General features: G+C 65.8%; 22 protein-coding genes, 1 tRNA gene and 1 pseudogene. 20 read left to right on the top strand and 4 right to left on the bottom strand.

Annotated features, from left to right (window positions below):
• Position 1 precedes the first annotated feature (1 nt).
• The 3 genes from JOF57_RS20490 to JOF57_RS20480 all read left to right on the top strand — a co-directional run bounded on the left by JOF57_RS20490 (position 2) and on the right by JOF57_RS20480 (position 2,525).
• Entirely contained in the window at positions 2 to 1,516 is a 1,515-nt protein-coding gene (locus JOF57_RS20490) for a sensor histidine kinase (protein ID WP_209919443.1), read from the top strand.
• A 124-nt stretch (positions 1,517 to 1,640) separates the two neighbouring features.
• Positions 1,641 to 1,958 (top strand): hypothetical protein, encoded by a 318-nt coding sequence (locus JOF57_RS20485; RefSeq protein ID WP_234938196.1) that lies wholly within the window; start codon positions 1,641 to 1,643, stop codon positions 1,956 to 1,958.
• A 102-nt stretch (positions 1,959 to 2,060) separates the two neighbouring features.
• On the top strand, positions 2,061 to 2,525 hold the full coding sequence (locus JOF57_RS20480) for a hypothetical protein (protein WP_234938722.1): 465 nt from the start codon (positions 2,061 to 2,063) through the stop codon (positions 2,523 to 2,525).
• A 13-nt stretch (positions 2,526 to 2,538) separates the two neighbouring features.
• Here the strand turns inward: JOF57_RS20480 and JOF57_RS20475 are convergent, their stop codons facing one another.
• Entirely contained in the window at positions 2,539 to 3,564 is a 1,026-nt protein-coding gene (locus JOF57_RS20475) for an NAD(P)H-dependent glycerol-3-phosphate dehydrogenase (protein WP_209919438.1), read from the bottom strand.
• A gap of 615 nt (positions 3,565 to 4,179) precedes the next feature.
• Here JOF57_RS20475 and JOF57_RS20470 point away from each other — a divergent pair.
• From JOF57_RS20470 to JOF57_RS20405, 14 genes and pseudogenes are all read left to right on the top strand, one after another.
• Positions 4,180 to 5,049: an MlaE family ABC transporter permease gene (locus JOF57_RS20470; RefSeq protein ID WP_209919435.1), complete on the top strand. Its 870-nt coding sequence runs from the start codon at positions 4,180 to 4,182 to the stop codon at positions 5,047 to 5,049.
• A gap of 1 nt (position 5,050) precedes the next feature.
• Entirely contained in the window at positions 5,051 to 5,908 is an 858-nt protein-coding gene (locus tag JOF57_RS20465) for an MlaE family ABC transporter permease (protein WP_209919428.1), read from the top strand.
• Positions 5,909 to 7,411, top strand: a complete 1,503-nt coding sequence (locus JOF57_RS20460; RefSeq protein WP_209919425.1) for an MlaD family protein — start codon at positions 5,909 to 5,911, stop codon at positions 7,409 to 7,411. It begins immediately after the preceding gene.
• On the top strand, positions 7,408 to 8,463 hold the full coding sequence (locus tag JOF57_RS20455) for an MlaD family protein (protein ID WP_209919423.1): 1,056 nt from the start codon (positions 7,408 to 7,410) through the stop codon (positions 8,461 to 8,463). The genes JOF57_RS20460 and JOF57_RS20455 overlap by 4 nt, the downstream gene beginning before the upstream one ends.
• On the top strand, positions 8,456 to 9,526 hold the full coding sequence (locus JOF57_RS20450; protein WP_209919421.1) for an MlaD family protein: 1,071 nt from the start codon (positions 8,456 to 8,458) through the stop codon (positions 9,524 to 9,526). The genes JOF57_RS20455 and JOF57_RS20450 overlap by 8 nt, the downstream gene beginning before the upstream one ends.
• Positions 9,523 to 10,640 (top strand): annotated as a pseudogene (locus JOF57_RS20445) (MCE family protein). Before JOF57_RS20450 ends, JOF57_RS20445 begins: the two are co-directional and overlap by 4 nt.
• Positions 10,637 to 11,878, top strand: a complete 1,242-nt coding sequence (locus tag JOF57_RS20440) for an MlaD family protein (RefSeq protein WP_209919419.1) — start codon at positions 10,637 to 10,639, stop codon at positions 11,876 to 11,878. Before JOF57_RS20445 ends, JOF57_RS20440 begins: the two are co-directional and overlap by 4 nt.
• The gene (locus tag JOF57_RS20435) at positions 11,875 to 13,125 is read left to right on the top strand and encodes an MlaD family protein (RefSeq protein WP_209919416.1); all 1,251 of its coding nucleotides are present in this window, start codon (positions 11,875 to 11,877) and stop codon (positions 13,123 to 13,125) included. Before JOF57_RS20440 ends, JOF57_RS20435 begins: the two co-directional genes overlap by 4 nt.
• A gap of 24 nt (positions 13,126 to 13,149) precedes the next feature.
• Entirely contained in the window at positions 13,150 to 13,788 is a 639-nt protein-coding gene (locus JOF57_RS20430) for an Rv1363c family protein (protein ID WP_209919414.1), read from the top strand.
• Positions 13,789 to 13,797: 9 nt separating this feature from the next.
• Positions 13,798 to 14,610: a DUF3298 domain-containing protein gene (locus JOF57_RS20425; RefSeq protein WP_209919412.1), complete on the top strand. Its 813-nt coding sequence runs from the start codon at positions 13,798 to 13,800 to the stop codon at positions 14,608 to 14,610.
• Between the two features lie 113 nt (positions 14,611 to 14,723).
• Positions 14,724 to 15,755: an ABC transporter substrate-binding protein gene (locus tag JOF57_RS20420; RefSeq protein WP_234938721.1), complete on the top strand. Its 1,032-nt coding sequence runs from the start codon at positions 14,724 to 14,726 to the stop codon at positions 15,753 to 15,755.
• Positions 15,752 to 16,555 carry an ABC transporter ATP-binding protein gene (locus JOF57_RS20415; RefSeq protein WP_209919409.1) on the top strand — a complete coding sequence of 268 codons (804 nt, stop codon included), beginning with the start codon at positions 15,752 to 15,754 and terminating at the stop codon, positions 16,553 to 16,555. The genes JOF57_RS20420 and JOF57_RS20415 overlap by 4 nt, the downstream gene beginning before the upstream one ends.
• Positions 16,548 to 17,390, top strand: coding sequence for an ABC transporter permease (locus JOF57_RS20410; protein ID WP_209919406.1), 843 nt, complete (start codon positions 16,548 to 16,550; stop codon positions 17,388 to 17,390). Before JOF57_RS20415 ends, JOF57_RS20410 begins: the two co-directional genes overlap by 8 nt.
• Before the next feature lie 11 nt (positions 17,391 to 17,401).
• Positions 17,402 to 18,739, top strand: a complete 1,338-nt coding sequence (locus tag JOF57_RS20405; RefSeq protein WP_307870059.1) for an LLM class flavin-dependent oxidoreductase — start codon at positions 17,402 to 17,404, stop codon at positions 18,737 to 18,739.
• A gap of 97 nt (positions 18,740 to 18,836) precedes the next feature.
• Here the strand turns inward: JOF57_RS20405 and JOF57_RS20400 are convergent, their stop codons facing one another.
• The gene (locus JOF57_RS20400) at positions 18,837 to 19,328 is read right to left on the bottom strand and encodes a YajQ family cyclic di-GMP-binding protein (RefSeq protein WP_209919404.1); all 492 of its coding nucleotides are present in this window, start codon (positions 19,326 to 19,328) and stop codon (positions 18,837 to 18,839) included.
• Positions 19,329 to 19,437: 109 nt separating this feature from the next.
• Between JOF57_RS20400 and JOF57_RS20395 the strand changes: the two genes are divergently transcribed.
• Together JOF57_RS20395 and JOF57_RS20390 are read left to right on the top strand one after the other, a co-directional pair.
• A tRNA-Tyr gene (locus tag JOF57_RS20395) sits at positions 19,438 to 19,520 on the top strand.
• A 102-nt stretch (positions 19,521 to 19,622) separates the two neighbouring features.
• The gene (locus tag JOF57_RS20390; RefSeq protein ID WP_209919402.1) at positions 19,623 to 20,831 is read left to right on the top strand and encodes an RtcB family protein; all 1,209 of its coding nucleotides are present in this window, start codon (positions 19,623 to 19,625) and stop codon (positions 20,829 to 20,831) included.
• A 23-nt stretch (positions 20,832 to 20,854) separates the two neighbouring features.
• Here JOF57_RS20390 and JOF57_RS20385 read toward each other — a convergent pair whose 3' ends face one another.
• Positions 20,855 to 22,765: a DUF7159 family protein gene (locus tag JOF57_RS20385; RefSeq protein WP_307870058.1), complete on the bottom strand. Its 1,911-nt coding sequence runs from the start codon at positions 22,763 to 22,765 to the stop codon at positions 20,855 to 20,857.
• 183 nt (positions 22,766 to 22,948) lie between these two features.
• On the opposite strand from JOF57_RS20385, the gene JOF57_RS20380 reads away from it, so the two are divergent.
• Positions 22,949 to 24,607 (top strand): DUF7937 domain-containing protein, encoded by a 1,659-nt coding sequence (locus tag JOF57_RS20380; protein WP_209919398.1) that lies wholly within the window; start codon positions 22,949 to 22,951, stop codon positions 24,605 to 24,607.
• Here JOF57_RS20380 and JOF57_RS20375 read toward each other — a convergent pair.
• Positions 24,604 to 26,115 carry a PE-PPE domain-containing protein gene (locus JOF57_RS20375; RefSeq protein ID WP_209919395.1) on the bottom strand — a complete coding sequence of 504 codons (1,512 nt, stop codon included), beginning with the start codon at positions 26,113 to 26,115 and terminating at the stop codon, positions 24,604 to 24,606. The two genes, JOF57_RS20380 and JOF57_RS20375, sit on opposite strands and share 4 nt — an antisense overlap.
• Positions 26,116 to 26,251: the final 136 nt, after the last annotated feature.

Raw genomic sequence — 26,251 nt, 5'->3', positions numbered from 1 at the left:
AATGCCACCCAGACTCTGGGGACCGCGCTCGCTGCGCAGGCGATTGGTGCTCGGGGTGAGTGCGATCGTCACCGTGGCGCTGTTCGCCGTCGGGGCTCTGTCGGTGTACAGCCTGCATACCTATGTGACGACGATGAGCGACACCGAGGTGTCGCGATCCCTGGCGGCGTTCAGCCATTCTCTTGAGAAGTGGCGCGAAAGCCAGGACGGGCACGAGATCGCCGCGGACGCTGACGCGCTCACCGCGTTCGTGGGGCAGGCTCCCGGCAACCTGATTGCGGTACTGCACGACGGCGAGGTAATTCAGTCGGCCGTGTTCTCCGACGGGGAGCCGCAGCCGGCTCCGGCGGAGGTGACCCGCGCGCTCGACACGTACGACTGGACCGACGAGCATCCCCGCACGGTGAAGCTTCCGGTGCTCGGCTCCTATCGGCTGGCCAGCCAGTCTTCCGGCACCGGCGATGTGCTGGTGTCGGGGGTGTCGCTGGACAGCGCGAACCTGGTGATCGCCCGCAAGACGGTGACCGTCGCGGTGATGATCGTGATCGCGCTGATCGTCACCGCATTGGGCACCATCGCGGTGGTCCGGATTGCCCTGCGGCCGTTGAGCCGGGTGGCAGCGACCGCGGCGAAGGTGGCGACGTTGCCGTTGGACGGTGCCGACAATCGCATCACGACCCGGGTCCGCGACCAGGACACCGATCCCGACACCGAGGTCGGCCTGGTGGGAGACACGCTCAACCGGCTGCTGACCAATGTCGACAGCGCCCTGGCCGCGTTGGCGGCCTCCGACCGGCGCACCCGGCAGTTCCTCACCGACGCCAGCCATGAGCTGCGGACCCCGCTGGCGGCGATCCAGGGGTACGCCGAGCTGACCAGGCAGGACAGCGCCAACCTGCCGCCGACCACCGAATACGCACTGGCGCGCATCGAGGCCGAGGCGCGGCGGATGACGGGTCTGGTCAGCGACCTGCTGTTGTTGTCGCGCCTGAGTGAGGGTCAGGAACTCGAGACCGATGACATCGACCTCAGTGATCTGGCGGTGGACGCGGTCAACGACGTGGCGGTGGGTGCACCCGAACATCACTGGGTGGCCGAGCTGCCCGACGAACCGTTGTGGGTGCGTGGGGACCTGGCTCGGCTGCATCAGGTGATCAGCAATCTGTTGACGAACGCCCGGATACACACGCCGCCCGGTGTGACCGTCACCATTGCATTGACCGAGGTCGGTGAATTCGCGGAATTGACGGTGACCGATGACGGTCCCGGAATTGATGCCGAATTGTTGCCGAATCTTTTTGGACGGTTTGTCAGGGCGGACAAATCGCGGTCGCGGGAATTGGGTAGTACCGGGTTGGGGCTGGCGATCGTGGCCTCTATCGTTCAGGCCCACGACGGTACCGTCGCAGTCGCCTCGAAGCCTGGTCGCACCGTGTTTACCGTGCGGATCCCGCTCGCCCGTGCGGCCGAGTCGGAGGCCGCGACCAGCCGACCGAAGAATATGAATTCGGCCTGAATTCTCTTTGGGATCTGGCCGTATGCGTGAATTCGTATGCGTTCAACATGAGTTGATGGACCCCGGCTGAATAGCTCTTTAGGCTGGTACTACACCAGCGAGAGAAAGGCCAGGTAATTCAATGATGAACATCTGGAAAAATGTTGCCGTCGTCACCGTGGGGACCGGCTTGGCGGTGGGCGCGTTGACGCTCGCCGGCCCGGCCGCTGCGGCACCGGGTGGCAGCGGGTCGGCCCAGCAGACCATCAAGCAATTGGAGGACGAGGGCTACCGCGTCATCCTGTCCCGGGTCGGCACCGGTTCGATCAAGGACTGCAACGTCAAAGCGGTGCGGCCGGGTCGGGAGATCACCGAGCTCAAGAACACGCGGCGGGGCAACACCGAGGAGCGGGTCCGTTACACCACGGTGTACGTCGACCTCGCCTGCGGCGACCAGAAGTAGCCGCGCTCCGCAGCGGTGGACCGCGCCATCGCCCCGAGTTAGGGTGGCGGCGTGTTCAGCAGAGTGGTGTTTGGCCTGGTGAGTGTCGCGGGTGCGGCAGTGATGGGCGTGCCAGGGGTGGCGCAAGCCGACCCTGCGCCGGCTCCCGCCGTCCCGAACGTCAATGCTTACCCACCGGTCAAGACCTCCGAATACGCGGTGATGGACAAGACCTGGTACGCATTCAACATCCCTGACGGCATCACCTGCGTCATTCAGCGCAACGGCACCTACGGCTGCAGCGGACCGATCCCGGCCGCGCCCAACGGAGCCAACCTGGTCAGCGGCGGGCCGGGAGTGCCCGGGTTCGCCAGCTCGCCTGCCCCGGTGTTCGCCGTCGTCGAGAATCCCAAGCCGTTGCCGCCGAACTCTCGACTCAGCTATCAGACGGTGACCTGCGGCACCGACGGCGTGACGACGTCGTGCATCGACGGCCGCAATCAGTCCGGTTTCGTGATCAGCCCATCGGGCAGCTTCGTCATCGGTGAGCAGGAGTCGGACTTCAAGCCCACTTTTCAGATCGGCTGAGGCTCAAAGGCTTTCAGAACCCCGAGCCGTGCACCTCGTGGCCGGGTTTTTCGATCATCAATCCGTTGTAGGCGTCCTCGACGGTGCACCCGTGGTTGATCACCGCGTCCACTTCGCGGGCGATCGGCATGCTCAGCCCATAAGCATCGGCGAACTCCATGACCACGCTGGCGGCCTTGACCCCCTCGGCGACCTGATTCATCGAGGCGATGATCTCGTCGATCGTCTTGCCCGCGCCCAGTTGCTCGCCGACGTGGCGGTTGCGGCTGCGCTGGCTGGTGCAGGTGACGATGAGGTCGCCCATGCCGGCCAGGCCGGCGAAGGTGTCGCGGTGCCCGCCCATCGCCTCGCCGAGTTTGGACATCTCCCGGATCGCCCGGGCCATCACCATGGCGCGGGTGTTCTCCCCGATTCCCAGCGAGTAGCCCATGCCGACGGAGATGGCGTAGACGTTCTTGAGTGCCCCGGCCATCTCCACGCCCACCACATCGTCGGTGGTGTAGGTACGAAAACGCTTGGTGCGGAACAACTGTGCCAGATTCGCAGCCAGATTCTGGTCGGGCATGGCCAGCACGGCGGCAGCGGCATAGCCCTCGGCGACCTCACGGGCGATGTTCGGCCCGGCCAGGATGCCCGCCGGATGTCCGGGCAGCACCTCGTCGACGATCTCGCTCATCCGTTTGTTGGTGCCCTGCTCCAGGCCCTTGACGAGGGAGACCACCGGCACCCACGGGCGCAGCTCACGGGCCAGCTCGGTCAGCACGCCACGAAAGCCGTGCGAGGGCACTCCCATCACGATCACATCGGCGCAGTTGGCTGCCTCGTTGAAATCGTTGGTGGCTTTGAGGCTTTCGGGCAGGGCGACCTCGTCACCCAGGTAGCGCGAGTTGCGGTGGTTGTCGTTGATGTCCTTGGCGGTCTCCTCCGAGCGCACCCACTGCAACGTCGGCCCGCGCCGGGCGCAGATGGACGCGACGGTGGTGCCCCAGGATCCGCCGCCGAGGACGATGACGTTGGGTTCGCGTTGCGCTGGTGCCATGGCGACCAGAGTATTGCCGAGACACGGTTGCTGAGCCCAAGTTGTCGAACTGGGTCTGCCGGTGTCCGGATCCCGGTGGATGGTGACCCAGATCGCGCGAGATGTGCCGAAACCCGACTGACATCGCCCGTAGTCAGTAGACTTCGGCGCAGCGGTGCGCCCAGGTATCGGGCGTCACCCGATGGGGCAAATCTGGCAACTGTTTTCGCGGTTTCTCGACGATCGGCAAAGTTAACGTGCATCCCGGGTACGGATTCCGTGGTGAGTTTGTCCCCGGGGCGCGAATCTGGGCCGCGCGGGCGACAGTATTTATGCCAGCGTCAATATAGTGAGAACCCGCTGAAGCCTGAATGCACTGCATTTACACGTGTTACGAGAAATGACACGCGCATCAGCGGCGCGATGGGGTGGAGGGGGTGGGTGTCAGCGGCGACGACGGATTTGCGGGCAATTGATGAGCCAATCTCGATAAGTGAATGATAATTCGGCAAAACATTGACGGGGGATGAGCGCCGACGATACGGTGCCAACCACTGCGAGTTATCCGGCCGGCGGTGGCCATACCTCAGCCTGGGGAGGTTGATCTGTGTTCGTTCTGCTGCTTAATGAGAGAGGATGACGGCGCCGCCTGAGAGCATGGCTGATGAGGTCGAACCGCAACGGGGAATCGACGCCATCGAGAATTGGGCCACCGGCTATGCCCGGCGTCATCCGCTGGCGTCACTCGCCACGGTCGGGGACCAGTTCGTGCTCGGTGTCCGGACCATCCAGATCCTGTTCCTCGACCTTCTGACGGGTCGCTTCCAATGGCAGGAGTTCGTCCGCCAGGGTGCCTTCATGGCCGGCACAGCCGTGCTCCCCACGATTCTGGTGGCCCTGCCGATCGGCGTCACGCTCTCCATACAGTTCGCCCTGCTGGCCGGTCAGGTCGGCGCGACGTCACTGGCCGGCGCGGCCAGCGGTCTGGCAGTGATCCGGCAGGCCGCGTCGTTGGTCGCGGCCGTTCTCATGGCCGCTGCGGTCGGGTCGGCGATCACCGCCGACCTGGGTTCACGGACCATGCGCGAGGAAACCGACGCCATGGAGGTCATGGGGGTCTCGGTGATTCAGCGTCTGGTCGTGCCGCGCTTCGTCGCCGCGATCATGATCGGCGTCGCGCTCACCGGGGTGGTGTGCTTCGTCGGCTTCCTCGCGAGCTTCCTGTTCAACGTCTACTTCCAGAACGGCGCCCCCGGCAGCTTCGTGGCTACCTTCGCCTCGTTCGCCACCACCGGCGACATGGTCGTCGCGCTGCTGAAGGCGGTGATCTTCGGCGCCATCGTGGCTGTGGTGTCGTGCCAGAAGGGGCTGTCCACCAAAGGTGGCCCGACCGGCGTCGCGAACTCGGTGAACGCGGCGGTGGTGGAATCGATTCTGTTGCTGATGGTGGTCAACGTCGCGATCAGCCAGCTCTACATCATGTTGTTCCCCCGGGTCGGGCTGTGACATGACAGCGTCGACGTTCGTCCCACCGTTGTTCGCACCGTTGGTGCGGCTGTACAAACGTGCCTCCAAGCCGCTGATGCGCTTGGGCCACATGATGGTGTTCTTCGTCCGGGCGCTGGCGGCCGTGCCCGTCGCGTTGCGGCACTACCGCGGAGAATTCGTCCGGCTGCTCTCCGATATCGCCTGGGGCAATGGCTCACTCGTGGTCGGCGGCGGAACCGTCGGGGTGGCGGTGGTGCTGGGCATCACGGTGGGTGCACTCGTAGGGATCGAGGGATACAACTTCCTCGATCTGCTCGGTCTCGGCCCGGCCACCGGCATCATCTCGTCGCTGGTGAACACGCGCGAGCTGGCGCCGATCGCCGCCTCACTGGCCTTCGCGACCCAGGCCGGTTGCCGGTTCACCGCACAGCTGGGGTCGATGCGGATCGCCGAGGAGATCGACGCGCTCGATGCCATCGCCATCCGCCCGATCCCGTACCTGGTCACCACCAGGCTGATGGCCGCGGTGGTCGCGGTGATTCCGCTCTATGCCCTCTGCCTGGCGGTGAGCTACCTGACCACGCAGGCGGTCGTGTACCTGATCAGCGGCGGCTCCAGCGGCTCCTATCTGCATTACTTCAGCCTCATGCTCTCCGGGCCGGACATCCTCTACTCGGTGCTCAAGGCGGTCATCTTCGTGTGGATCGCCTCCACCGTGCAGTGTTACTACGGGTTCTACGCATCGGGCGGACCGGTGGGCGTCGGTGTGGCAGCCGGCCATGCCATGCGGGCCAGCATCACGGTGGTGATCATCGTCAACATGTTGCTCACCATGGCGCTGTGGACGGTCGATTCAGGAGCGAGGTTCGGCGGCTAGATGGGTAACTCGCTGGAAACCGACGGGCGTGGGCCGTCCGACCGACAGCTGATCGGCTGTGGTGCCGCGGTTCTCGTAGTGGCGGGATTGATTTCGACGTTTCTTCTGGTGAAGGCGACCGGAAAGCTGGACGACCGGGTGCCGGTGGTGGCCGCCCTGACGAACGTCGGCGACGGGCTGCCGCAGCGGTCGGACGTGAAGTACCACGGTGTGCTCGTCGGGATGGTCGACGACGTCGTCCCGGCGGCGAACGGCGATCCGAACTTCGTCCACATCGACCTCAAACCCGAATATGCCGGCTCCATCCCGAACACGGTGACCGCGCGGGTGGTCCCCAGCAACGTGTTTGCGGTGTCCTCGGTGCAACTGATCGACCGCGCCGGCGGGCCGGCAAATGGTTCGAGCCGTGGCGCACCGATCGCCGAGGGCGCCCAGATCCCCGAGGACACCGAACTGCCGACGGTGCTGTTCCAGACCACGATCAGCAAGCTGCGCGACGTGCTGGCCGCAACCGGGCGCGGCCGGGAGGACAAGACGGTGGGCATCCTGGCCGCCGTGAACGCCGCGACCGAGAACCGTCGTAAAGAGTTGCTCGCCAGCGGAGCGCAATTGAATCGGCTGATCGACCAGCTCGACTCGGTGGTCGCCACCGAACCCGGACCGACCACGGTGTCCGCGCTGATCGAGGCGACCCAGGGGCTGCAGCAGACCGCGCCCGATCTGCTCGATGCCCTGCACAAGGCCGTGCAGCCGATGCAGACCCTGGTCGAGCAACGCTCACAGTTGAACACGATGATCAACGGTGGGATCAACACCGTCGGTACCGCGCACACCGCGCTGGACAACCACACCGACCAACTCGTCAAGACCACCGCGAACCTCACGCCGGTGATGGGTGTGCTGGCTCAGATGCAGGGCAACTGGGTTCCGGCCTTCGTCAAGCTCAACCAGCTGTCAGGAAGGTTCTTCGAGCATGTCTGGATCCCGGGGAACGACATCGGCAACATGCGGGTGAACCTCTCGCTGACGCCGAGCTACGCCTACACGCGTGCCGACTGCCCGCAGTACGGCGAGCTCAAGGGCCCCAGTTGCTTCACCGCCCCGCTGGTGCCGACCCGCGCGTCCCTCCCGGATATGTTGCTACCGGAGAACTTTCAACCACCGGCAGATCTGGCGCCGCCTCCCGGAACGGTGCTGGGCGCCAACGGCAATCTCATCGCGGTCGGTCCGCCCTTGGTGAATCCGAACCCGAACCTGGCCGACCCGAATCCGCCTCTGCCGTCCTGGATGCCGCCGGCCGGGCCGGTGCCGGGGACGGCGAATCCCGCTTTGGCACCGACCCCGCCCCCGCCGGTGCCGCTATCACCGGTCGCGCCGGTGGCACCGCGGCCCGGAGACCCGCCTCCGGCCGGTGCACCCGCGCCGGGACCCGCCGGCCCGTTGCTGCCCGCCGAGGCTGCACCGGCTGCCGCACAACCTGTTTCAGGAGAGGGGGGCCAATGAAATACCGTGGTGCGGCGATCGGCCTGTCGTTGTTCATGGTGGTCGCGCTTACCCTGACCTGGTTGGTCTACGTGACGCTGCGCCGTGATGTGGCGGGCAAGACGATGCCGTATGCAGCGCTGTTCTCCGATGTGTTCGGCCTGCGCGAAGGCGATGACGTCCGGATGGCCGGCGTACGTGTCGGACGGGTCGAGAAGATCGAACTACAGGGCCCGCTGGCCAAGGTGTCGTTCGTGGTGCAGGACAACCAGCCGATGTTCGGCCGGACCGTCGCTTCGGTGACGTATCAGAACATCGTCGGCCAGCGCTATCTCGGCCTGTCGCTGGGCAGTATCGGTGACCCGGGCCCACTTGCCGCCGGCAGCGTCATCCCGGTCGAGCAGACCGATCCGTCGTTCGACGTCGGGGCATTGCTCAACGGGTACGAGCCGCTGTTCAGCGTGCTCAACCCCCGTGATGCCGACAATCTCACCAAAGGGGTGATCGCCTCGCTGCAGGGCGACGACGCGTCCATCGTCGCCCTCGTGGACCAGACCGCGCAGTTGACCGATTCCTTCGCCGGCCGCGATCAGGAACTCGGCGATGTGATCAACAACCTGAACGCGGTTGCCAAGAACCTGGCCGAGCACAACGACAGTCTGGATGAGGTGATCACCCAAACCCGGGGGATGGTCACCACCTTCGATGCCCGCCGGCCCGAGATGGTGGACTCGCTGGGCTCGATCTCCAAGGTGGTACAGCAGCTGTCGACCATCAGCGATGAGGTCTACCCGTCGCTGAACGAGTTGGTCACCCGGCAGCCCGGGTTCGTCTCGCACATGGTGGGTATCGAACCCCAGCTCGCGTTCACCGGTGCCAATCTGCCGTTGCTGCTCAAGGGGTTCGCCCGGATGACGAACGAGGGCGCCTACGCCACCACCTATGCGTGCGACCTGAATGCGACCGGATTCTTCCCGGGTCTCAACGACGTCACACCGATCATCGTCGATGCGGCCACCCCGGGGAACAAGGCGCAATACACGCCCAAGTGCAGGAACATGGCCAATGGTTGAGCAACTGACGAAGGCGGAGACGCCGACGGTGCCGAAGGCGCCGAAGAAACGGCGTCCGCTGGAGAGCTACAACCGGACCTGGCTCGGGATCATCGCGATCGCCGTGGTGGGAGTGCTGATCGGCGGGATGCTGATCATCAAGGTGGCCGACGTCGGCTACCGCCAGTACAGCGCGCGGTTCCAGCAGGCTGCGGCGCTCAAGGCCGGTAACCCGATCACCGTTGCCGGCATGCCGGTGGGTGAGGTCCAGAGCATGAAGTTGGCCGGCGACCACGTCGAGGCCACACTCAAGGTGCGCGACGACGTTCCGCTCGGAAAGGACTCCCGCGCCGTCATCAAGATCACCACGATCCTGGGCTCGCGCTATCTGGCCCTGCAGCCCGCGGGCCCGGGTTCCCTGCCCGACAACACCTTTGACCTGACCCACACTGAGGTGCCCTATGACCTTCAGGAGGCATTGGGCGACGTCACCACCACCTTCGAGCAGGTCGACTCCGACAAGTTCGCCCAGACGCTGAGCGTCCTGGGCAAGCAGCTGGAGGGTCTGCCGGCAGTGGTGCCCAAAGCGCTGCAGAACACCCACACGTTGGCCACCATCATCGCCGACCGGCGCGACCAGTTGGGTTCCCTGCTGGAAACCACCGATGTGATCGGCAAGACGCTGCGTCGCCAGCAGGCCACGATCGGCAACCTGGTCAACCAGGGCAACGACCTGCTCGGTGAATTCGTCATGCGCCGGGCGTCATTCCAGGCCATGCTGGCGTCGCTGACCAACCTGGTCCAGACGCTGACCGGCATCGTGGTCGACGACCGGCCGCAGCTGGAGAAGTTGCTCACCGATCTGCGCGGCCTGACCGACATGCTGGGCCAGCATGACGATCTGCTGCGCAGCACGCTGCAGTCGGGTCCGGTCGCCCTGCGTGGGCTCGCGAATGCCACCGGCAACGGCAACGCCGGAGAGATGTACGTGGGCAATGGGCTGCTGGTCGACTCCTGGATGTGTGCGATCAGCGGTCGAGCCAAGCAGTTCAACATGATCCAGTACTACAAGGACTGCAAATGAGGTTGATCCGAAGCAAGGTTCTCACGCTGTGCGTGGCCGGGGCGGTGCTGGTCGCCGCGGTCGCGGGCGCCGGCTGGTGGTTCCTCAAAGATCGGACCGACACCATCACGGTGACGGCCCAGTTCGACAGTGCGGCAGGGCTTTACGAGGGCAATACGGTCGCCGTGCTGGGTATGCAGGTGGGCCGCGTCACCAAGATCACGCCCAAGGGCAACTATGTCGAGGTCGAGTTCACCGTCGACAAGGACGTCGCGGTGCCCGCCGACGCTCAGGCCGTCACCATCTCCAATTCGATCCTCACCGACCGTCAGATCGAACTGACCCCGGCCTATAAGGGCGGGCCGACCTTGAGCAATCACGACACCATCGGTCTGAACCGCACCAGGACCCCCGTCGAATTCGCCCGGGTGCTCGACGTTCTGGACAAGTTGTCGGCCTCGCTGAAGGGCGACGGTAAGGGCAATGGACCGCTGGCCGACGTCGTCAATGCCAGTGCCGCGATCGCCGACGGCAACGGACAGCAGATGAAGGACGCCCTCGGTGAACTGTCGGACGCATTGCGACTCAGTTCGGATCGTGGGGCAGTGACCCACGACCAGCTCACCACGATCGTGCGCAACCTGAGCTCACTGTTCGACGCCGCCACCCGCAACGACGCAACGCTGCGCGAATTCGGCTCCTCGGTGCGTCAAATCAGCCAGATCCTGGGTGACGAGAACTTCGGCAGTGGCACCACCGGCAAGAAGATCAACCAGGTGATCGAGCAGGTGGGCGAGGTGCTGGAAACTCACCGCGACGAGGTGAAACAGATTGTCCTCAACGGTAATACTGCGCTCACCACGACGGTGGACCAGCGTCGGGAGCTGGCCGAGTTCCTCGATCTGGCCCCGCTGACACTGGACAACGTCTACAACATCGTCGACCAGAAGAACGGCTCGGCGCGGGCCCACGTTCTCGTGGACAAGGTGCTGTTCGATTCACAGACCGTCAAAGAGGTGTGCAACATGATGGGGCTGCGCAGTTGGGATGCAGCACCGGAACAGTTCAGGACTTCGGTCCCGACTTCGGGCTCTCATACATGCTCGACGGCATGGCAGCGATGGGGCAACGATGAACAGCTCGGTGCGAAAATTCGTTCTGCCCGTGGTGATGACGGCATGTCTCACGATGTCGGGATGCGCCTCTGAGGGCTTGGCCAGCCTGCCGTTGCCGGCTCCTGGGGTCGGCTCGGGCGGCTACCAACTGACCGCGATATTCTCCAACGCCCTGAACCTGCCGGCCAATGCCAAGGTGAAGCTGGCCGGTGCGGATGTGGGTGAGCTCGAGTCGATGGTTGCCCGCAACTACACGGCGGTGACCACGCTGCGCATCATGGACGGGGTGCGGCTGCCGCGCGGCACCGAGGCCGAATTACGTTCGGCGACACCGCTGGGAGATGTGTTCGTGTCGCTGCGGCCGCCGACCCCGGTCGACCTGAACGCACCGCTGCTCACCGACGGCGACACCATCGGTCTGGACGACACCCACGCCGCCGCGACGGTGGAATCACTGCTGGGTTCGGCGGCGATCCTGGTCAACGGTGGTGCGGTGCGTAACTTCACCAACATCATCAACGGCCTCGGCAAGGCCACCGGGGACCAGGGTCAGGCCTTCGGCACGCTGATCTCCAAGACCAACCACACGTTGGGCACCCTCAACGCACGATCGGACCAACTGTCGACCGCGATGAGCGAGACCGCGCGGCTGCTGCAGCAGATCGAGGACAAGAACCAGACCGTCAGCGAGTTGATGGATGCGGCCGGGCCCGCCACCGAGACGCTGGCCGAACACACCACCCAGATCGCCGATCTCATCACCCAGATCGGCGACACCTCGGCACAATTGCGCAAATTCCCGTCTATCGCGGGGACCGACACCAGCGGACGTAGCGTGATCGCTGATGCGAACACGGTGGCGGGCGCCTGGAACGATGTGGCGTTGGCCCCCGATGCCTCGCTGTACGCGCTCAACCGGATGATGCCGCCCCTGGTGAAAGCGACCTCGGGCAGCGGCCTTTCGGTGCGCGCCAGCATCGACCGGCTGATTCTCGGTTCGATTCCCGATATCGGGTTCGCCGGCGATACCGGACTGCACGGCCCCAAGCGCTACAACTGGCATCAGCTGGTCGGCTCGCTGCAGTACACGTTGTTGCGGCTGCAGGAGCGCGTCGTGGGTCGTGGTCCTGAGGTGCCACAGATGCCCGTGATCCCCAGTCCGACCGAACCCGGCGCGATCATTCCGGCTCCCGAAGTTCCCCCCGCGGCACCGCCCCCTCCGGCACCCGCACCCGCATCGGCGGAGGCACCGCGATGATCAACGCCCTCGCGGATCTCGTGGTCGGCGCCGTCCGGGCCGGGTATCGGCGTCGCGCCTGGCTTTCGGCGGGTGCGCTGGTGATGACCCTGGTGGTGGCCGCCGCCTACCTGATGATCGGGGCGCTGCGGGTCCAACCTTTCGCCTCCGACTACCGCATCACCATCGAGTTGCCGGAATCGGCCGGCCTGCTGCCCAATCAGGACGTCACCTTGCGGGGCGTGCGGGTCGGGAAGGTGGAACGGCTCGACATCACGCCGTCCGGTGTCAACGCGGTGGTGAACGTGAGCTCGGCAGTGTCGATCCCGAAGGCCAGCGATGTGCGGGTGTCGGGGTTGTCGGCCGCAGGTGAGCAGTACATCGACTTCGTCGCGGACACCGGTGACGGGCCGTTCCTGTCTGACGGCAGTGTGATCGGCCTGGGCAAGGCCACCGTGCCGGTCAGTCTGGCCCAGCTGCTCGCCGACGCCGACGGTGCACTGGCCCAGGTCGATCCCGGCAAGCTCGAAGTGATCCGCCGGGAACTGAGCATGTCGCAAGCCGGCCCCGGCAAGCTCGCCGATGTCATCGACGGCGGTTCATTCCTGCTGTCGACGCTGGATTCGGTGCTGCCCGAGACGGTGAGCCTGCTGCGTAACAGCCGCGTCGTGTTCAACCTGATGTCCGAGAAGAATGCCGGGATCGCAGTGGCCTCGGACAACCTCAGCTCGACGTTCGACGGGATAAACACGATGCGTGACGGCTTCCGTCGTCTCACGAATCAAACCCCGGGAGCGTTGAACTCGGTCGACAACCTGTTCGCCGACAACTCCGACACCATGGTGCAGCTGCTCGGAAGCCTCGCCAGCACATCGCAATTGCTGTATCTGCGGGTGCCGGCGCTGAATGCGTTGTTCCCGACCTACCGCACCTCGATGCTCGACGCCTTGGGCAGCGTCATGCATGACAACGGACTGTGGGCGACCGCCGACATCTACCCGCGCTACTCCTGTGACTACGGAACACCGCGCCGGCCACCGGCGTCGGCGGACTACCCCGAGCCCTACATGTACACCTACTGCAGCGACGATCATCCCGGCCTCCTGGTTCGCGGCGCCAAGAACGCGCCACGTCCGGCCGATGACGACACGGCAGGCCCGCCGCCCGGGGCCGACCTGGGACGCACCACCGACCCGACACCTCGGGGTCGCTACAGCATTCCGACGCCGTACGGTGGTCCGACGCTGCCGATCGAACCGCCCCGCTAAACCACCCAACCTCACCCAAAGGAGATGACGGTGACCGTGACGACTGACAAGAAGACCGACGACGATCAGGCCGAGACCGCCGACGACGCAATCGGTATCGAAGAGACAGCTGAAGAGATCGTCGAGTCCGAAACCGAAGAGGCGACAGCGCTCGACCTTGAGGCAGCCGCGGTGTCGTCACGAGGCTGGCGTCGCCGGGCGCTCATCGGTGCGTTGGCCTTCGTCTTCGTTGCCTCGCTGGCACTTTCGGGCTTCCTGGGCTGGACGCTGTGGCAGACCAAGCAGGTGGCCCAGGCCGGCCAGCAGGCGGAGGACGCCGCAGTGGTCTACGCCCAGATCTTGACGAGCATCGACTCCGGCAAGGTCGACGAGAACTTCAATCAAGTGCTGGCCGGCGCGACCGGTGAGTTCAAAGACATGTACTCGCAGTCGAGTGTCCAGCTGCGCCAGCTGCTCATCGACAACAAGGCCACGGCGCACGGCGTGGTAGTGCAGTCGGCGGTGCAGTCGGCGAGCAAGGACAAGGTCGTGGTGCTGCTGTTCGTCGACCAGTCGGTGTCCAACAGCAGCGTGCCCGATCCGCGGATCGACCGCAGCCGCATCAAGATGACGATGGATAAGGTCGACGGGCAGTGGCGTGCAAGCAAAGTGGAACTCGCCTGAGGAATTGACATGTTGCGTATCGGCAAGCTGATCGGCGCGGTGGTCCTGGCGGCAGGCTCGGTGGTGGCCGTCCTGACCGCCCCGCCCGCCGCGGCGTCGGCGGAATCATTCTGTGACGAACTGGCCGGACAATGGGATGGGCAGGCCTGCCGCGCATCGGTGACCTCGGACCGAAAAGCGGTTCGTAACATCACGATCGCGCTGCCGGGTGATCTGGTGGAGAACCCTGTCATCCGGCAGTACCTAACCAATCTGATGAACAACTGGCGCAATGCCGCGCAGAAGATGGCTGCCGACAGCTTCGGCGAGGAGCAGTTCGAAATCTTCCAGCATGGCGACGCGACGACGGCCGTCTTCCACGAGATGTACTCGGGTACGTGGGGTACCGACGCCCTGTCACACCCGAACGCACCAATCGTCAGCGACGCCTACCGCACCTTCACGTTCGCCGGCGGCCGGCAGGTGCAGCTGGCCGACCTGTTCAAACCGGGCGTCGACCACCGGGCCGAGATCCCTCGCCTGGGTGAGCCGTTCATCGTCGCCGCACTCGATGCCGCACCGCCGCCGCACCAGCCCGGCACCTATCCCTTCACCCCGGACCGCTGGACCCCGGACAAGGTGTATTCGGGCGGCTACAAGGCCTGGGCGCTGACTCAGGACGAGTTGATCCTCTACATGCCGGACTACCCGGTCGGTCGCGACTCCCCGATCAATTTCACTCCGGGAGCGATGCAGTGGTCGATGGACGGCGGCACGGTGCAGGCGCACATTCCGCTCTCGGCGCTCGCCCCGGTACTGCAACCGCAGTACGGCGGCGCCTGACCGTCAGACCGGACGTCGTCTGACCCTTTCGATTCGTCGCGAGGCCAATTGGTGACTTGGCCGGCCTTCGTTGCCAGCATGAGCCAATGCGTTTATCTCATTCGGTCCTTGCGATGCTCAGTGCGCTCGTATTGGCCCTGACCGCGTGCGGTGCCTCCGGTGAGTCGGCGCGCACCGAAGACGGTAGGACCCTGGTGCGCTACCAGGGCTGGGCCGGTGAGGTGGAGCCCCAGGAGCTGGCCGAGGACCTCGGCTATTACCAGAAGATCAAGTTGGACTGGGTCGGTAACACCACCAGCGGTCCGCAGGACATTCAGTCGGTGGCCACCGGCGACATCGATGTCGGTGAGGCGTTCAACGGTGCAGTGGTCAAGCTCAATGCGGCCGGTGCACCGATCACTTCGGTGCTGAGCTCCTACGGCGCCGACGATGGCGAATACACCGGGTATTTCGTCTTGCAAGACAGTCCGATCCACTCGGCACGCGACCTGATCGGCAAGAAGGTGGGGATGAACACGCTCGGCGCCCACCACGAGTTCCTGGTTCGGGAGTGGCTGGCTCAGCAGGGCCTGACCAGCGACGAGATCAAGACCGTCACCCTCACTGTGGTACCGCCGGTGAACACCGAACAGGCGTTGCGGGAGAAGCAGATCGACGTCGCGGCCCTCAATACCATCTGGCGGGAGACCGCGACCGCGCGTGGCGGCATCCGACCGCTGTTCACCGACAAGGCGTTGTTCGGTGCGTTCAGCTACGGCACCTATGTGGTGCGCGACGACTACCTGGCCGAGAACCGGGACGCGGTCGCCGACTACGTGCAGGGCACCGCCAGGGCCATCCGCTGGACTCAGGTGACGCCGCGGGACGAGGTGGTGACCAAGTTCCGCGACATCATCGCCAAGCGTCACCGCAATGAGGACAGCAGGACCATCGAATACTGGCGCAGCTCAGGCATTCCCGCGCCGGGCGGGGTGATCGCCGAGCGGGAGCTACAGACCTGGATCGACTGGCTGGTCCGCAACGGCGAGCTCAAGGACGGGCAGTTGACAGCCGAAGACCTCTACACCAATGAGTTCAACCCGTATGCCAACGGCGCCTACCCCGAGGGTAGCGGTCCCGACGGCAAAGCGTTGGTGCGCAGATGATTACCCAGCCGAAACTGCAGCTCCGCAACGTCACCAAGCGGTTCGCGATCCGTGGTGAGGAGGCCGATTTCACGGCGATCCAGGACATCAGTATCGACCTGGCGGCCGGTGAGTTCCTGGTCCTGGTCGGCCCGAGTGGCTGCGGCAAGTCGACGCTGCTCGACCTGTTGGGCGGGCTGAGCCGGCCGACGTCGGGGGAGATCCTGCTCGACGGAACGCCGATCACCGGGCCCGGTCTGGACCGGGGCATCGTGTTCCAGCAGTACGCACTGTTGCCGTGGCGGACTGCCCGCAAGAACATCGAATTCGGCTTGGAGGCCAAGGGCCTGCCGGCATCGCAGCGTCGGGAGCGAGCCGAGCACTACCTGGAACTGGTGGGCCTGCAGGCGTTCGCCGACCGCTACCCGCACGAGCTGTCCGGTGGCATGAAGCAACGCGTCGCGATCGCCCGCAGCCTGGCCTTCGATCCCGAGGTGCTGTTGATGGACGAACCGTTCGCCGCACTGGATGCCCAGACCCGCGAGTCGCTGCAGGACGAGCTGCTGCGCATCTGGCAGGCCACCGGCAAAACCATCCTGTTCATCACCCACGGCATCGACGAGGCGCTGTATCTGGGGCAGCGGGTCGCCGTGCTGACATCGCGGCCGGGCCGGATCAAGAAGATCGTCGACGTCGACATCGACCGCAATGTCGAGGACATCCGCTCCAGCGCAGGGTTCCGGGTGCAACGCCACCACATCTGGTCCCTTCTGCACGACGAGGTCGAGCGCGCCGGGTCCGAGGAGGTCGCCCATGTCTAGTGCCCTTGCGTTGCCCATGGTGCACGCGCCTGTCGAGGTGGCGACGCCGGCGGCGGCATCCCCCGGCCGTCGGCTCGCTCCGCTGCTGTGGCGTCTGTTGCGTCCCGCCGTCGTCATCGGCACATTCCTGGCGTTGTGGGAGACCGCCCCACGGATCGGGCTGGTGGACAGGGTCTTTCTGCCGCCGTTCTCCGAAGTCGTCAGCGCCTGGTTCGTTCTGCTGAGCAACGGTCAACTCGTCGAACATGTTTTGGCGAGCTTGTCGCGCGCGCTGGTCGGCTTCGCGATTGCCATCGTGGTCAGCATTCCGCTCGGGGTGGCGATCGCCTGGTATCGCCCGGTGGCGGAGTTTCTCAACCCCATCCTGGAGTTGTTCCGCAATACCGCTGCGCTCGCCCTGCTTCCGGTGTTCGTCCTGATCCTCGGGATCGGGGAGACCTCCAAGGTAGCGCTGGTGATCTACGCCGCCTCGTTCCCGATCCTGCTCAATACCATCTCGGGAGTACGCACCGTGGATCCGTTGCTGATCAAATCAGCACGGTCACTGGGGATTTCCCCGGTCCGGCTGTTCCAGAAGGTGATTCTGCCCGCAGCGGTGCCGACCATTTTCACCGGACTGCGGATGGCGGCGGCCTCCTCGATCCTGGTGCTGATCGCGGCCGAGATGGTCGGGGCCAAGGCTGGATTGGGTTATCTGATCACCGCCGCGCAGTTCAACTTCCAGATCCCGAACATGTACGCCGGGATCATCACCATCGCCTTGGTGGGGGTCACCTTCAACGGGATCCTGGTGGCGATCGAGAGCCGGCTGTCGGGCTGGCGGACCACTTCGTAGAGGAGAAAGACGTGACGCGACAGTTTCATCTCAACGCCTTCCTGATGGGTGTCGGCCACCACGAGGCGGCGTGGCGGCACCCGCGCACCGATGCGCGAAACCTGACTGACGTCAAACACTTCCAGGGTCTGGCCCAACTGGCGGAGCGAGGCAAGCTCGATTCGGTGTTCTTCGCCGACGGGTTGGCGGTCGGCCCGCGCGTCAAGCACAACACGCAGGCAATCTTCGAACCGATCACCTTGTTGACCGCGATGGCTACGGTCACCGAGCACGTCGGGCTGATCGCCACCGCGACCACCGGCTACATCGATCCCTTCACCTTGGCCCGCAACTTCGCATCGTTGGATCACATCAGCGGCGGGCGGGCCGGATGGAACATCGTGACTTCGGCGGGCGAGGACGAGGCGGCCAACTTCGGGGTCGACGGCATCCCGGATCACGCCGGGCGCTATCGGCGGGCGAACGAATTCGTCGATGTGGCAACCGCATTGTGGGACAGCTGGGAGGACGAGGCCCTGGTCCTCGACGAGTCCACCGGCATCTTCGCCGACCCGGAACGGGTGCACCGCATCGACCACGACGGGGAGCACTTCACCGTGCGCGGCCCGCTGAATTCACCGCGCTCGGTGCAGGGCCGTCCACTGCTGGTGCAGGCCGGGTCCTCGGAGTCCGGCAAGGATTTCGCCGGGCGCTACGCCGAGGCGATCTTCACTGCGCAGCGTTCGGTGGCCGACGGCAAGGCGTTCTACCGCGACGTGAAGGCGCGGGCGGTCAAGTTCGGCCGCAGCGCCGACGAGGTGAAGATCCTGCCCGGCATCGTGCCGTTCATCGGGCCCACCGAGGACGCCGCGCGCGAGTTGGAGCAGCAGTTCACCGACCTGATCTCGCCCGAGTATTCGCTACGGCAGCTGTCGCAGATGCTCGGGGTCGATCTGACCGCGCATGCGCTCGACGCGCCGTTGCCGCCGCTGCCGCCCATCGAGCAGATCCAGGGCAACAAGAGCCGATACCAACTCGTGAAGGATCTGGCCAGCAGTGAAGAGCTGACCGTGCGGCAGTTGATCGCCTCGCTCGGTGGCGGCCGTGGGCACCGGACCTTCGCCGGGACGGCCGAACAGGTAGCCGACGACTTGGAGTTGTGGTTCACCGAGGGCGCGGCAGACGGGTTCAACATCATGCCGCCGTATCTGCCCGGCGGGCTGGAGGATTTCGTCGAGCAGGTGGTGCCGATCCTGCAGCGGCGCGGACTGTTCCGCACCGACTACACCGCGACCACCCTGCGCGGGCATTACGGGCTGGCGCGCCAGCCGAGCCGTTATACGGCGACGGCGACCGAAACCAGCGCGTAGACGCCGAGCAGTCGACTAGCGCCGAATCGATTCTGCGCTGAGGGCGCGAAACCTCGAGAAGGCAGCGCCCTCACCGCAGACTCGACGTGCCGTCCTATCAGCGGTAGTTGACGAACTGCAGTGCCACCTCAAGGTCGGCACCGCGCAGTAGCGCCTGGACGGCCTGCAGATCGTCACGCTTCTTCGAGCTGACCCGGATCTCCTCGCCCTGGATCTGCGCCTTGACGCCCTTGGGGCCTTCGTCGCGGATGAGCTTGGTGATCTTCTTGGCCTGCTCGCTGGTGATGCCCTCCTTGATGTCCCCGGTCACCTTGTAGGTCTTGCCGCTGGCTTGCGGGTCGCCGGCGTCGAAGGCCTTCATCGAGATGTCGCGGCGGACCAGTTTTTCCTTGAACACGTCGACCGCGGCCTTGACCCGCTCCTCGGTGGTGGACGTGAGTTCGATCACCTCATCGCCCTTCCAGGCGATGCTGGTGTCGGTGCCGCGGAAGTCGAACCGGGTGGACAGCTCCTTGGCGGCCTGGTTGAGCGCGTTATCGACCTCCTGGCGGTCGACCTTGCTGACGACGTCGAAGCTGGAATCCGCCATCGGACGCCCCTCCTCTTCCCTCGGTGAATGCTGCCGGTTTGTAACTTTGGTACATCCTCGTTGTACCCTGCTAGTCGCACCAAACCGGAAACGGGGCGGGGCGAAACCAGGCAGATTGCCCGAGCGGCCAATGGGAGCGGACTGTAAATCCGTCGGCTTACGCCTACGCAGGTTCGAATCCTGCATCTGCCACCCGAGTCAGGCCCCCTCTCCGGAGGGGGCCTGTTTGGTTTCTGAAGCCGTGAGTGAGCCCGGACAGACAAACAGCTCGACAGCGCCGGGAGAATCGACGTCATGACTACGCACCGCGTCGTCGACGACAAGCTGTTGAACTTCGCCAGCCACATCGACGACAACACCATCGAGCAGGCGAGGCAGACCGCCTCGATGCCGTTCGTGCATCCTCATGTCGCCCTGATGCCTGATGCCCACAGCGGCAAGGGGTCGGCCGTCGGCACCGTCATCCCGACCATCGACGCCGTGATCCCGGCCGCGGTCGGCGTCGACATCGGCTGCGGCATGATCGCGGCCCGCACCGAATTCACCGCCACCGACATCCAGGGCCGTGATCTTGCGGCGCTGCGCACGGCGATCGAGGTGGCGATTCCGCTGTCGCCGGGTAACTACAACGACACGCTCACCCGCTTCCCGTTCACGGCAGGTCGGATCACCGACCTCGAGCACCTGGCCAAGGACGGTGGAATCGACCTGTCGCACTCGCCCAAGTGGCGCGAGCAGCTCGGCTCCCTCGGCGGCGGCAACCACTTCATCGAACTGTGCCTGGATCAGGACGACCGGGTGTGGTTGTTCCTGCATTCCGGTTCCCGCGGTGTCGGAAACAAGATCGCGCAGAAGCACATCAAGGTCGCGCAGAAGCTCATGAAGCGGTGGTGGATCGAGCTGCCCAACCCGGACCTCGCCTACCTACCTCAGGGCACCCCGGAGTTCACCGACTATCTGCGCGATCTCAACTGGGCGCAGCGCTTCGCTTTCGAGAACCGCGCCGAGATGATGGACCGCTACATGTGGGTGTTTGCCGCGTGGATGGGCTATGCCCATCTGGACCAGCCCAAGACCGCGGGCGACTTCGAGGTCGAACGGATAAACACTCATCACAACTACACCCGCAAGGAACACCACGGTGGCCGGGAGGTGTGGCTGACCCGCAAGGGTGCGATCGATGCTCATGCCGGAGTCATGGGGCTGATCCCGGGCAGCATGGGCACTCGGTCGTATGTGGTGCGCGGCAAGGGAAATCCTGCCGGCCTGTGCTCAGCTCCGCATGGTGCCGGGCGCCGGTTTTCCAGGAACGAGGCACGTCGGCGTTTCACCGCCGACGACCTCGCGCAGCGGATGCAGGGCATCGAGTATCGCCATGGCGAGCAGTGGGTCGATGAGATTCCCGACGCGTACAAGGACATCGACGTCGTCATGGCTGACGCGGCGAGCCTGATCGAGATCGAACACGAGCTCCGTCAGGTGCTCAACGTGAAGGGCACGTAGGCAGCTGCGGACGAGGAACCCGGCTAGGGACTGCCCGGCATCGTCGTCACCGGCGAGCCACCGTAACTGCCGCTCCCAGAGCCACTACCGCCGCCGAAGAGGCCGCCGCTCGACGACCCGCCGCTCGATGACGAACTACCGCCGGACGACGAACCGCGCCCATACGGGGAGTCGCCACCGAACGGCGACTGCGGCGCCACCGTCGTCACCGGAGCTTGAGTCACCGGCGCCTGAGTCACCGGAGCCTCGAAGGTCGGCTGTTCGACCGGGGGTGTGTACGTCGGCACAGTGTGGGTCGGCACCTCGATGGGAGGTTCCGACGTACGGGTCGGCGGAGCGACAGTGGTGGTGGGTGGCGCGGTGGTGGTCGGCGGTGCCGTCGTCGTGGGTGGTGCGGTTGTCGTCGTCGGCGGGGCCGTGGTGGTCGTGGGCGGCGCCGTCGTTGTCGTCGGGGGAGCCGTCGTGGTGGTGGGCGGCGCGGTAGTGGTCGGCGGGGTCGTCGGGGGAGTCGTGGGCACCCGCGTCGGCAGCGTCGGCCAGACGACCGGCGGAACGGGGATCGGAACGGGAAGCGGGATCGGAATGGGCACCGGAACCGGAACCGGCGGAACCACGACGGGTGCGGGTGCCGGGATCGGCGCAGGAGGCGGGGCCACCGGAGGAGCCTGGTTGACCGGCTGGTTGCCGATGTCCTGGCGCACCTTGGGCGCCGCGGGTGCCGCGGGCGGGGGAGTCAGCACCGAGACGGGCAGGGCGACCGGATCTGGCTCGTGCGGGACCGGCGGAAGGTAGTTGCCGGGCACGGTCGCCGCCTGCTCGGTGGGCGCGGGCTGCGCGCGCACATCGGCCGTGGGCCGGACGTTGATCGCGACCGTGACGGCCAGTGTGGCGAAGCTGACGACCACGAATGCCAGGGCGCTGCCCATCAGCAGCATCCGCGGTGGTGGCGGCGCGATGACGGTCGTGTAGTCGGGGTCCTCGTCTTGTTCGGGGACGAACTCGTTGACCGCGTCCATCGGCATCTCGTCGGCCCACGGCTGGTCCTCGGGGTCCTGTGAGTAGGCCAGGTCCGGCCCGACGGCGGCATCCGCACGGGCGGGTGTCGCCTGGGTGGCGTCGGCGGCGGCTGGTGCCATCTGGGTGGCGTCGGCGGCGGCTGGTGCCATCTGCGTGGCGTCGGCCGCGGCAGGAGCCATCTGCGTGGCATCCGAGGCCACGGGCGCCATTTGCGTCGGATCTTGTGGCACACCGACGGCGGGCGCCATCTGAGTGGATGCACTGGCCGGTGCGATGTCGTCAACCAGCTGGGCAGCGCCCCGGGCGATCGCATAGCCGGCGTCCGGCGCCAGCTCGACCGGTGCGGTCGAACGAAGCTCTGCCGCAACAGAATCAAGATCGAGTCGTTGGCCGACCAACAGCACGCGAGTCGGGGCCGCGTCGGCGGGCACCCGCCTGAGCACCGCGGCGCACGCGGCGGCGGCCCCGGCGGTGCCGATCGGCATGGTGGCCAATGCCGTCGTTGTCGATGCGGGGGTCCCGGTTCTCTGACCGATGGTCGTCAGCGACACGGTGTCGTCGTCGGCCAGCAGCAATGCGGCGTCGGCGCCCACGCTGCGGGCCAAGGCGGCGGCCGCCTCGGCTTCGGTCACCACTTCGACGTTGGGCACTCCGGCGTCGAGCACGGTCTGGCGCAACGTGTCGGCCGCCGAATCGTCGGGCAGGCACAGCCGGGTCGCGGTCACCTGGTTACCGGACTCGGTCACCGCGCGGTGCGTGCCGATGATGGTCTCGGCCAGCTCCGACATCTCGGCCACCAGGTCGTCGGGCAGGTCGAGTGCGTACTGATCCAGAACCTGTCCGCCGCTCGCGGGCGATCCGATCATGGCCAGGCGCGCCACACGCCCGGTGACCGCAACGCCGAGGACTACGTCCACGGTTCCTCTCCTTGCTTCGTGCATGTACAACGGGCCCCGACAGACAAATCCAAGCTACCGCACAGCCTCGGCGGGCCTTGGTGGCCGAACGACCGCGGCTGCCAGCGCCGCTTGTGCGCCGGAGCAAAAGTGAGCACGCTGGTTGGGTCCCGTGCGGGGTCACTCATAGAGAGGAATCGGTACGTGAGCGACGAGCGTTACGACGCGTCCGCCACCGTCGAGGTGGCAACCGCGGCCGCGCCGGCTGCCGAGCGTTCTCCTCGGGTCGGTTATGTACCCAGCCGGACCAACCGGGTGCGTGACGGCCTCGCCGTGGTGCTGCTCGTCATCGCGATGCTCCTCCCGTGGAACCTGGAATTCGGCGTCGGTGTCCCCGGCAGTGCCGGGTCGACGTTCGTCCTGCTGGCCGTCGTGACGCTGCTGGCGATCGCCGCCGCACTGGCGCCGCACCTGGGTCCGTTCCGCCTCGGTACTCCCAAGTCCGATGTTCGTCGTACCAGCCTGATCCGGCTGGTGCTGAGCGCCGCCTACCTGATTGTGGTCATCGGTTTCGTCGGCTATCACGTGGTGCAGACCGTGCGCGGCGGCGGCACCGGGGCCGTCCCGCCGGGGGTGGGTCCGGGCATGCTGCTCGGAGTCGCGGGTGCACTGTTGGCCGGGCAGCCGCCGATCACGTCGATCACGATCGAGGACAACAAGTTTCGGCGCTGGTATGCGATAGCGCGGGTGATCGGTTTCCTGTCGATCGCGCTGGCGACGCTGTCGGTCGCATTCAACGTCTACTGGCGGCTGCGGTATCTGTTCGTCACCCAGGTCGAGTTCGGCGGTCACGACATCGCCGTCATCGTCACCACCGTGCTCTACGGGGCGGAGGCGATGATCGCTCTGGTCATCGCCTCACGGTGGCTGACCGAGCGCACCGGGGCGGCCCGATTGGCCACGACGGCCATCGCTGTCTCGGGTGCGATCGCCGCCACCCTGGTGTGGTTGGTCGGTATCGGCCGAGATATCGACGCCTTTCACGGCATCGCCCAGAACACCTCGACGGCGGCCGTGGGCTACGAGGGCTACCTCGCCTGGGCCGCGGCGGGCGCGATCGTTGCGCCGACGACGCTGTACGCCGTCTTCCTGATCAAGCCGCCGACCATCGGTGCCTACCGCGGCGCCGCGCAGAAGTGCCTGACGCTGATCGCTTTCTGGGCGTTCGCCGCGGCGGCGCTGCGGGTCGTCGACTTCGTGATCGCCCTGTCGCTGGATCTCCCGCGCGCGTTGTACGACACGGTCGCGATGACGGTGTTCAACCTGGTGACCGCGTTGGTTGCGCGGTGGTTGCACCGCCAGCTCGACAGGGGGCTGACGTCGACGACGGTGGCCGCGGCATTCAGCGCCGTGTTGTTCGTCTTCACCGTGGCGAACGTGGCGATCGGTGTGGCCCTGGCACCGCGCTACGCGGGGCCGGCGCCCGCGGCGATCTACGGTAACAACCTGGCCCAGCAGATCACCAGCACCTTCGATGTCGCGGTGTGTGTGCTCAGTGTGCTCGTGCTGGCGGTGATGGTGTTCACCGGACCGTTCGCCGGCTATCTGGTGCGACGCGAAACCCGTTCGGCCAAGCCTGCGGCCCCGGAACCGCCGACGGAGGTCGTGCCGGCCAGGCCTGCTGAGGATTCCGCGCCCCCGACCATCGTCCGGCAACCCCGGGCGGCATCGGTGCCGAGAATCGTTCGGCTGAAGGAGGATTCGACGACCGTGCTGGCGGCACCGCCGACGACCGATCTTCAGGTGCCGACGCAGGCGCTGCGGATCCAGCGTCGTCCGCAGCCCCCACGCTCGGACGGTTAACCCGCGCGGTCACCCCGGTGCTGCGAGGGGCGGTGGCGCTGCGAGTGGGTGGATTTCGGGTCCGGCTTGGCCGGCTTGGCCGAGCGAATCGTCGATCGGATCTTCGAGCGAACGGAATCCCGGTCGTTACCCTTCGCCCCCGGGGCCGCCTTCGATCGCGGCGCCACACCGGTGTGCGGCGAGTCCGATTGGATTCTCGCGGGCCGACTGAGACGACGAGTAGGTGTGGACTTCGGTGCGGCGACGGCGTTCTCGTCGCCGGTCTCATCCGCCACCTCAACGGTTTTCCGGGCCGGTGCTCTACCGCCGATGTCCTGGAACACCTTCGCCAGCGGCCTGGTGGCACCCGTCACCACCGTCCCCACGTCGACCACCACCTGGCGCAGCGCTTGTTCGAACGGTGAGGTGCCCACCGGATCGGCCGGATGCTCGGGCAGCGGTGTGTCCGGTTCGGCGTCGGAGACGACGGGCTGGGGAAGGGTCGGAACAAACTTCTCGCCGCGCAGGATCGCCAGGGACTGCTCGAACGCACCGGGCAATGCGTTCAACGCTTCGTGGATCTTCTCGTCGGGGGTGGTCCAGCTGAATTCCTTGACCCGGCTGGGGTCTGCGGTGCGGTCGTATCCCATCTCGACGAAAACCCGCAGCACGGGGTCGATGGCGTCGACGAATCGTTCGGCACCGATCAACGCCGCGGGAATCCGCAGCGGTGCCAGGAGAGGAAGGTGCTGGGGCAGCATCACGTAGGTGGTGTTGCCGACCTGGGTGGACACGGCATTGGGCGCGTCGGGATACTCCAGCACGTAGCCGGGGAAGGCGTGCTCAAAGACCTGTCCGGCAAGGGCGTTCGCGATGGACAGCACGTTGAAATATGCCGGGAAGTCGGCGATACCGTCGTATTGGTTCTGGTAGAAGGTGGTCTTGAACGGGCTGTCGGAGGGGCCCGGGCGGCCGAACGGGAAGATGTCACCCAGCACCGGCAGGTCGCTCCAGGAGGCAAAGCGGGCCAGGATTCCGCCGTTGGGCTGATATGGGTCGCCGAGCAAGATGAACTCGTAATTCTCGGCATTGGCAACATAATTCGAAAGTTTGGCCATCTCGGTACGCGCGATCTCGACGACCTGCGTGCCCTGCGATACGCCGATGATCCTCACCTTCTCGCCGGCCGGCGTTCTGGCGATGTCCTGCAGCAGGTACCCGGCACCGATCGCCTCGGACCGTTTCAAAGACTGTGTCCAGTAGGGAAGGTCGGACAAGCCCGGCAGGTCTGAGATGACCGGGAGGCTGATGCTGATCTGTGCCGGATAGGGGACGGTGCGGTACGTGTCACCTTCCGGAACGATGCTTCCGTAGAAGAACATCGGGATGCTCAGACCGAACGCGTCGTATGACGCGCCCACCCCGATGGTTGTGCCGGCCAGTCGAACCGCGGCGCTGTAGGTGGCCGTCGGGGTGCTGACGGTGGCTCCCGCCGAGACCGCGACGACGACGCCACCGGCCATCAACATCGCCCCCCACCGGCGTGCACGGCGCGGCGGCGCCCCTCGTCGACCCCGACTCATCATGCCTGCGCCTTCTTTCCCCGCTCGTCGGGTGCGAAAGTTACCAGCGAAATCGGTGCCCCATAGCGAGATCGGCGCATCT

Origin of the sequence: Mycolicibacterium lutetiense (genome assembly GCF_017876775.1) — a bacterium.
GTDB classification, from domain to species: Bacteria; Actinomycetota; Actinomycetes; order Mycobacteriales; family Mycobacteriaceae; genus Mycobacterium; species Mycobacterium lutetiense.
Note: the sequence above shows the minus strand (reverse complement) of the source record. Positions and strands in the feature narration are given on the sequence as shown.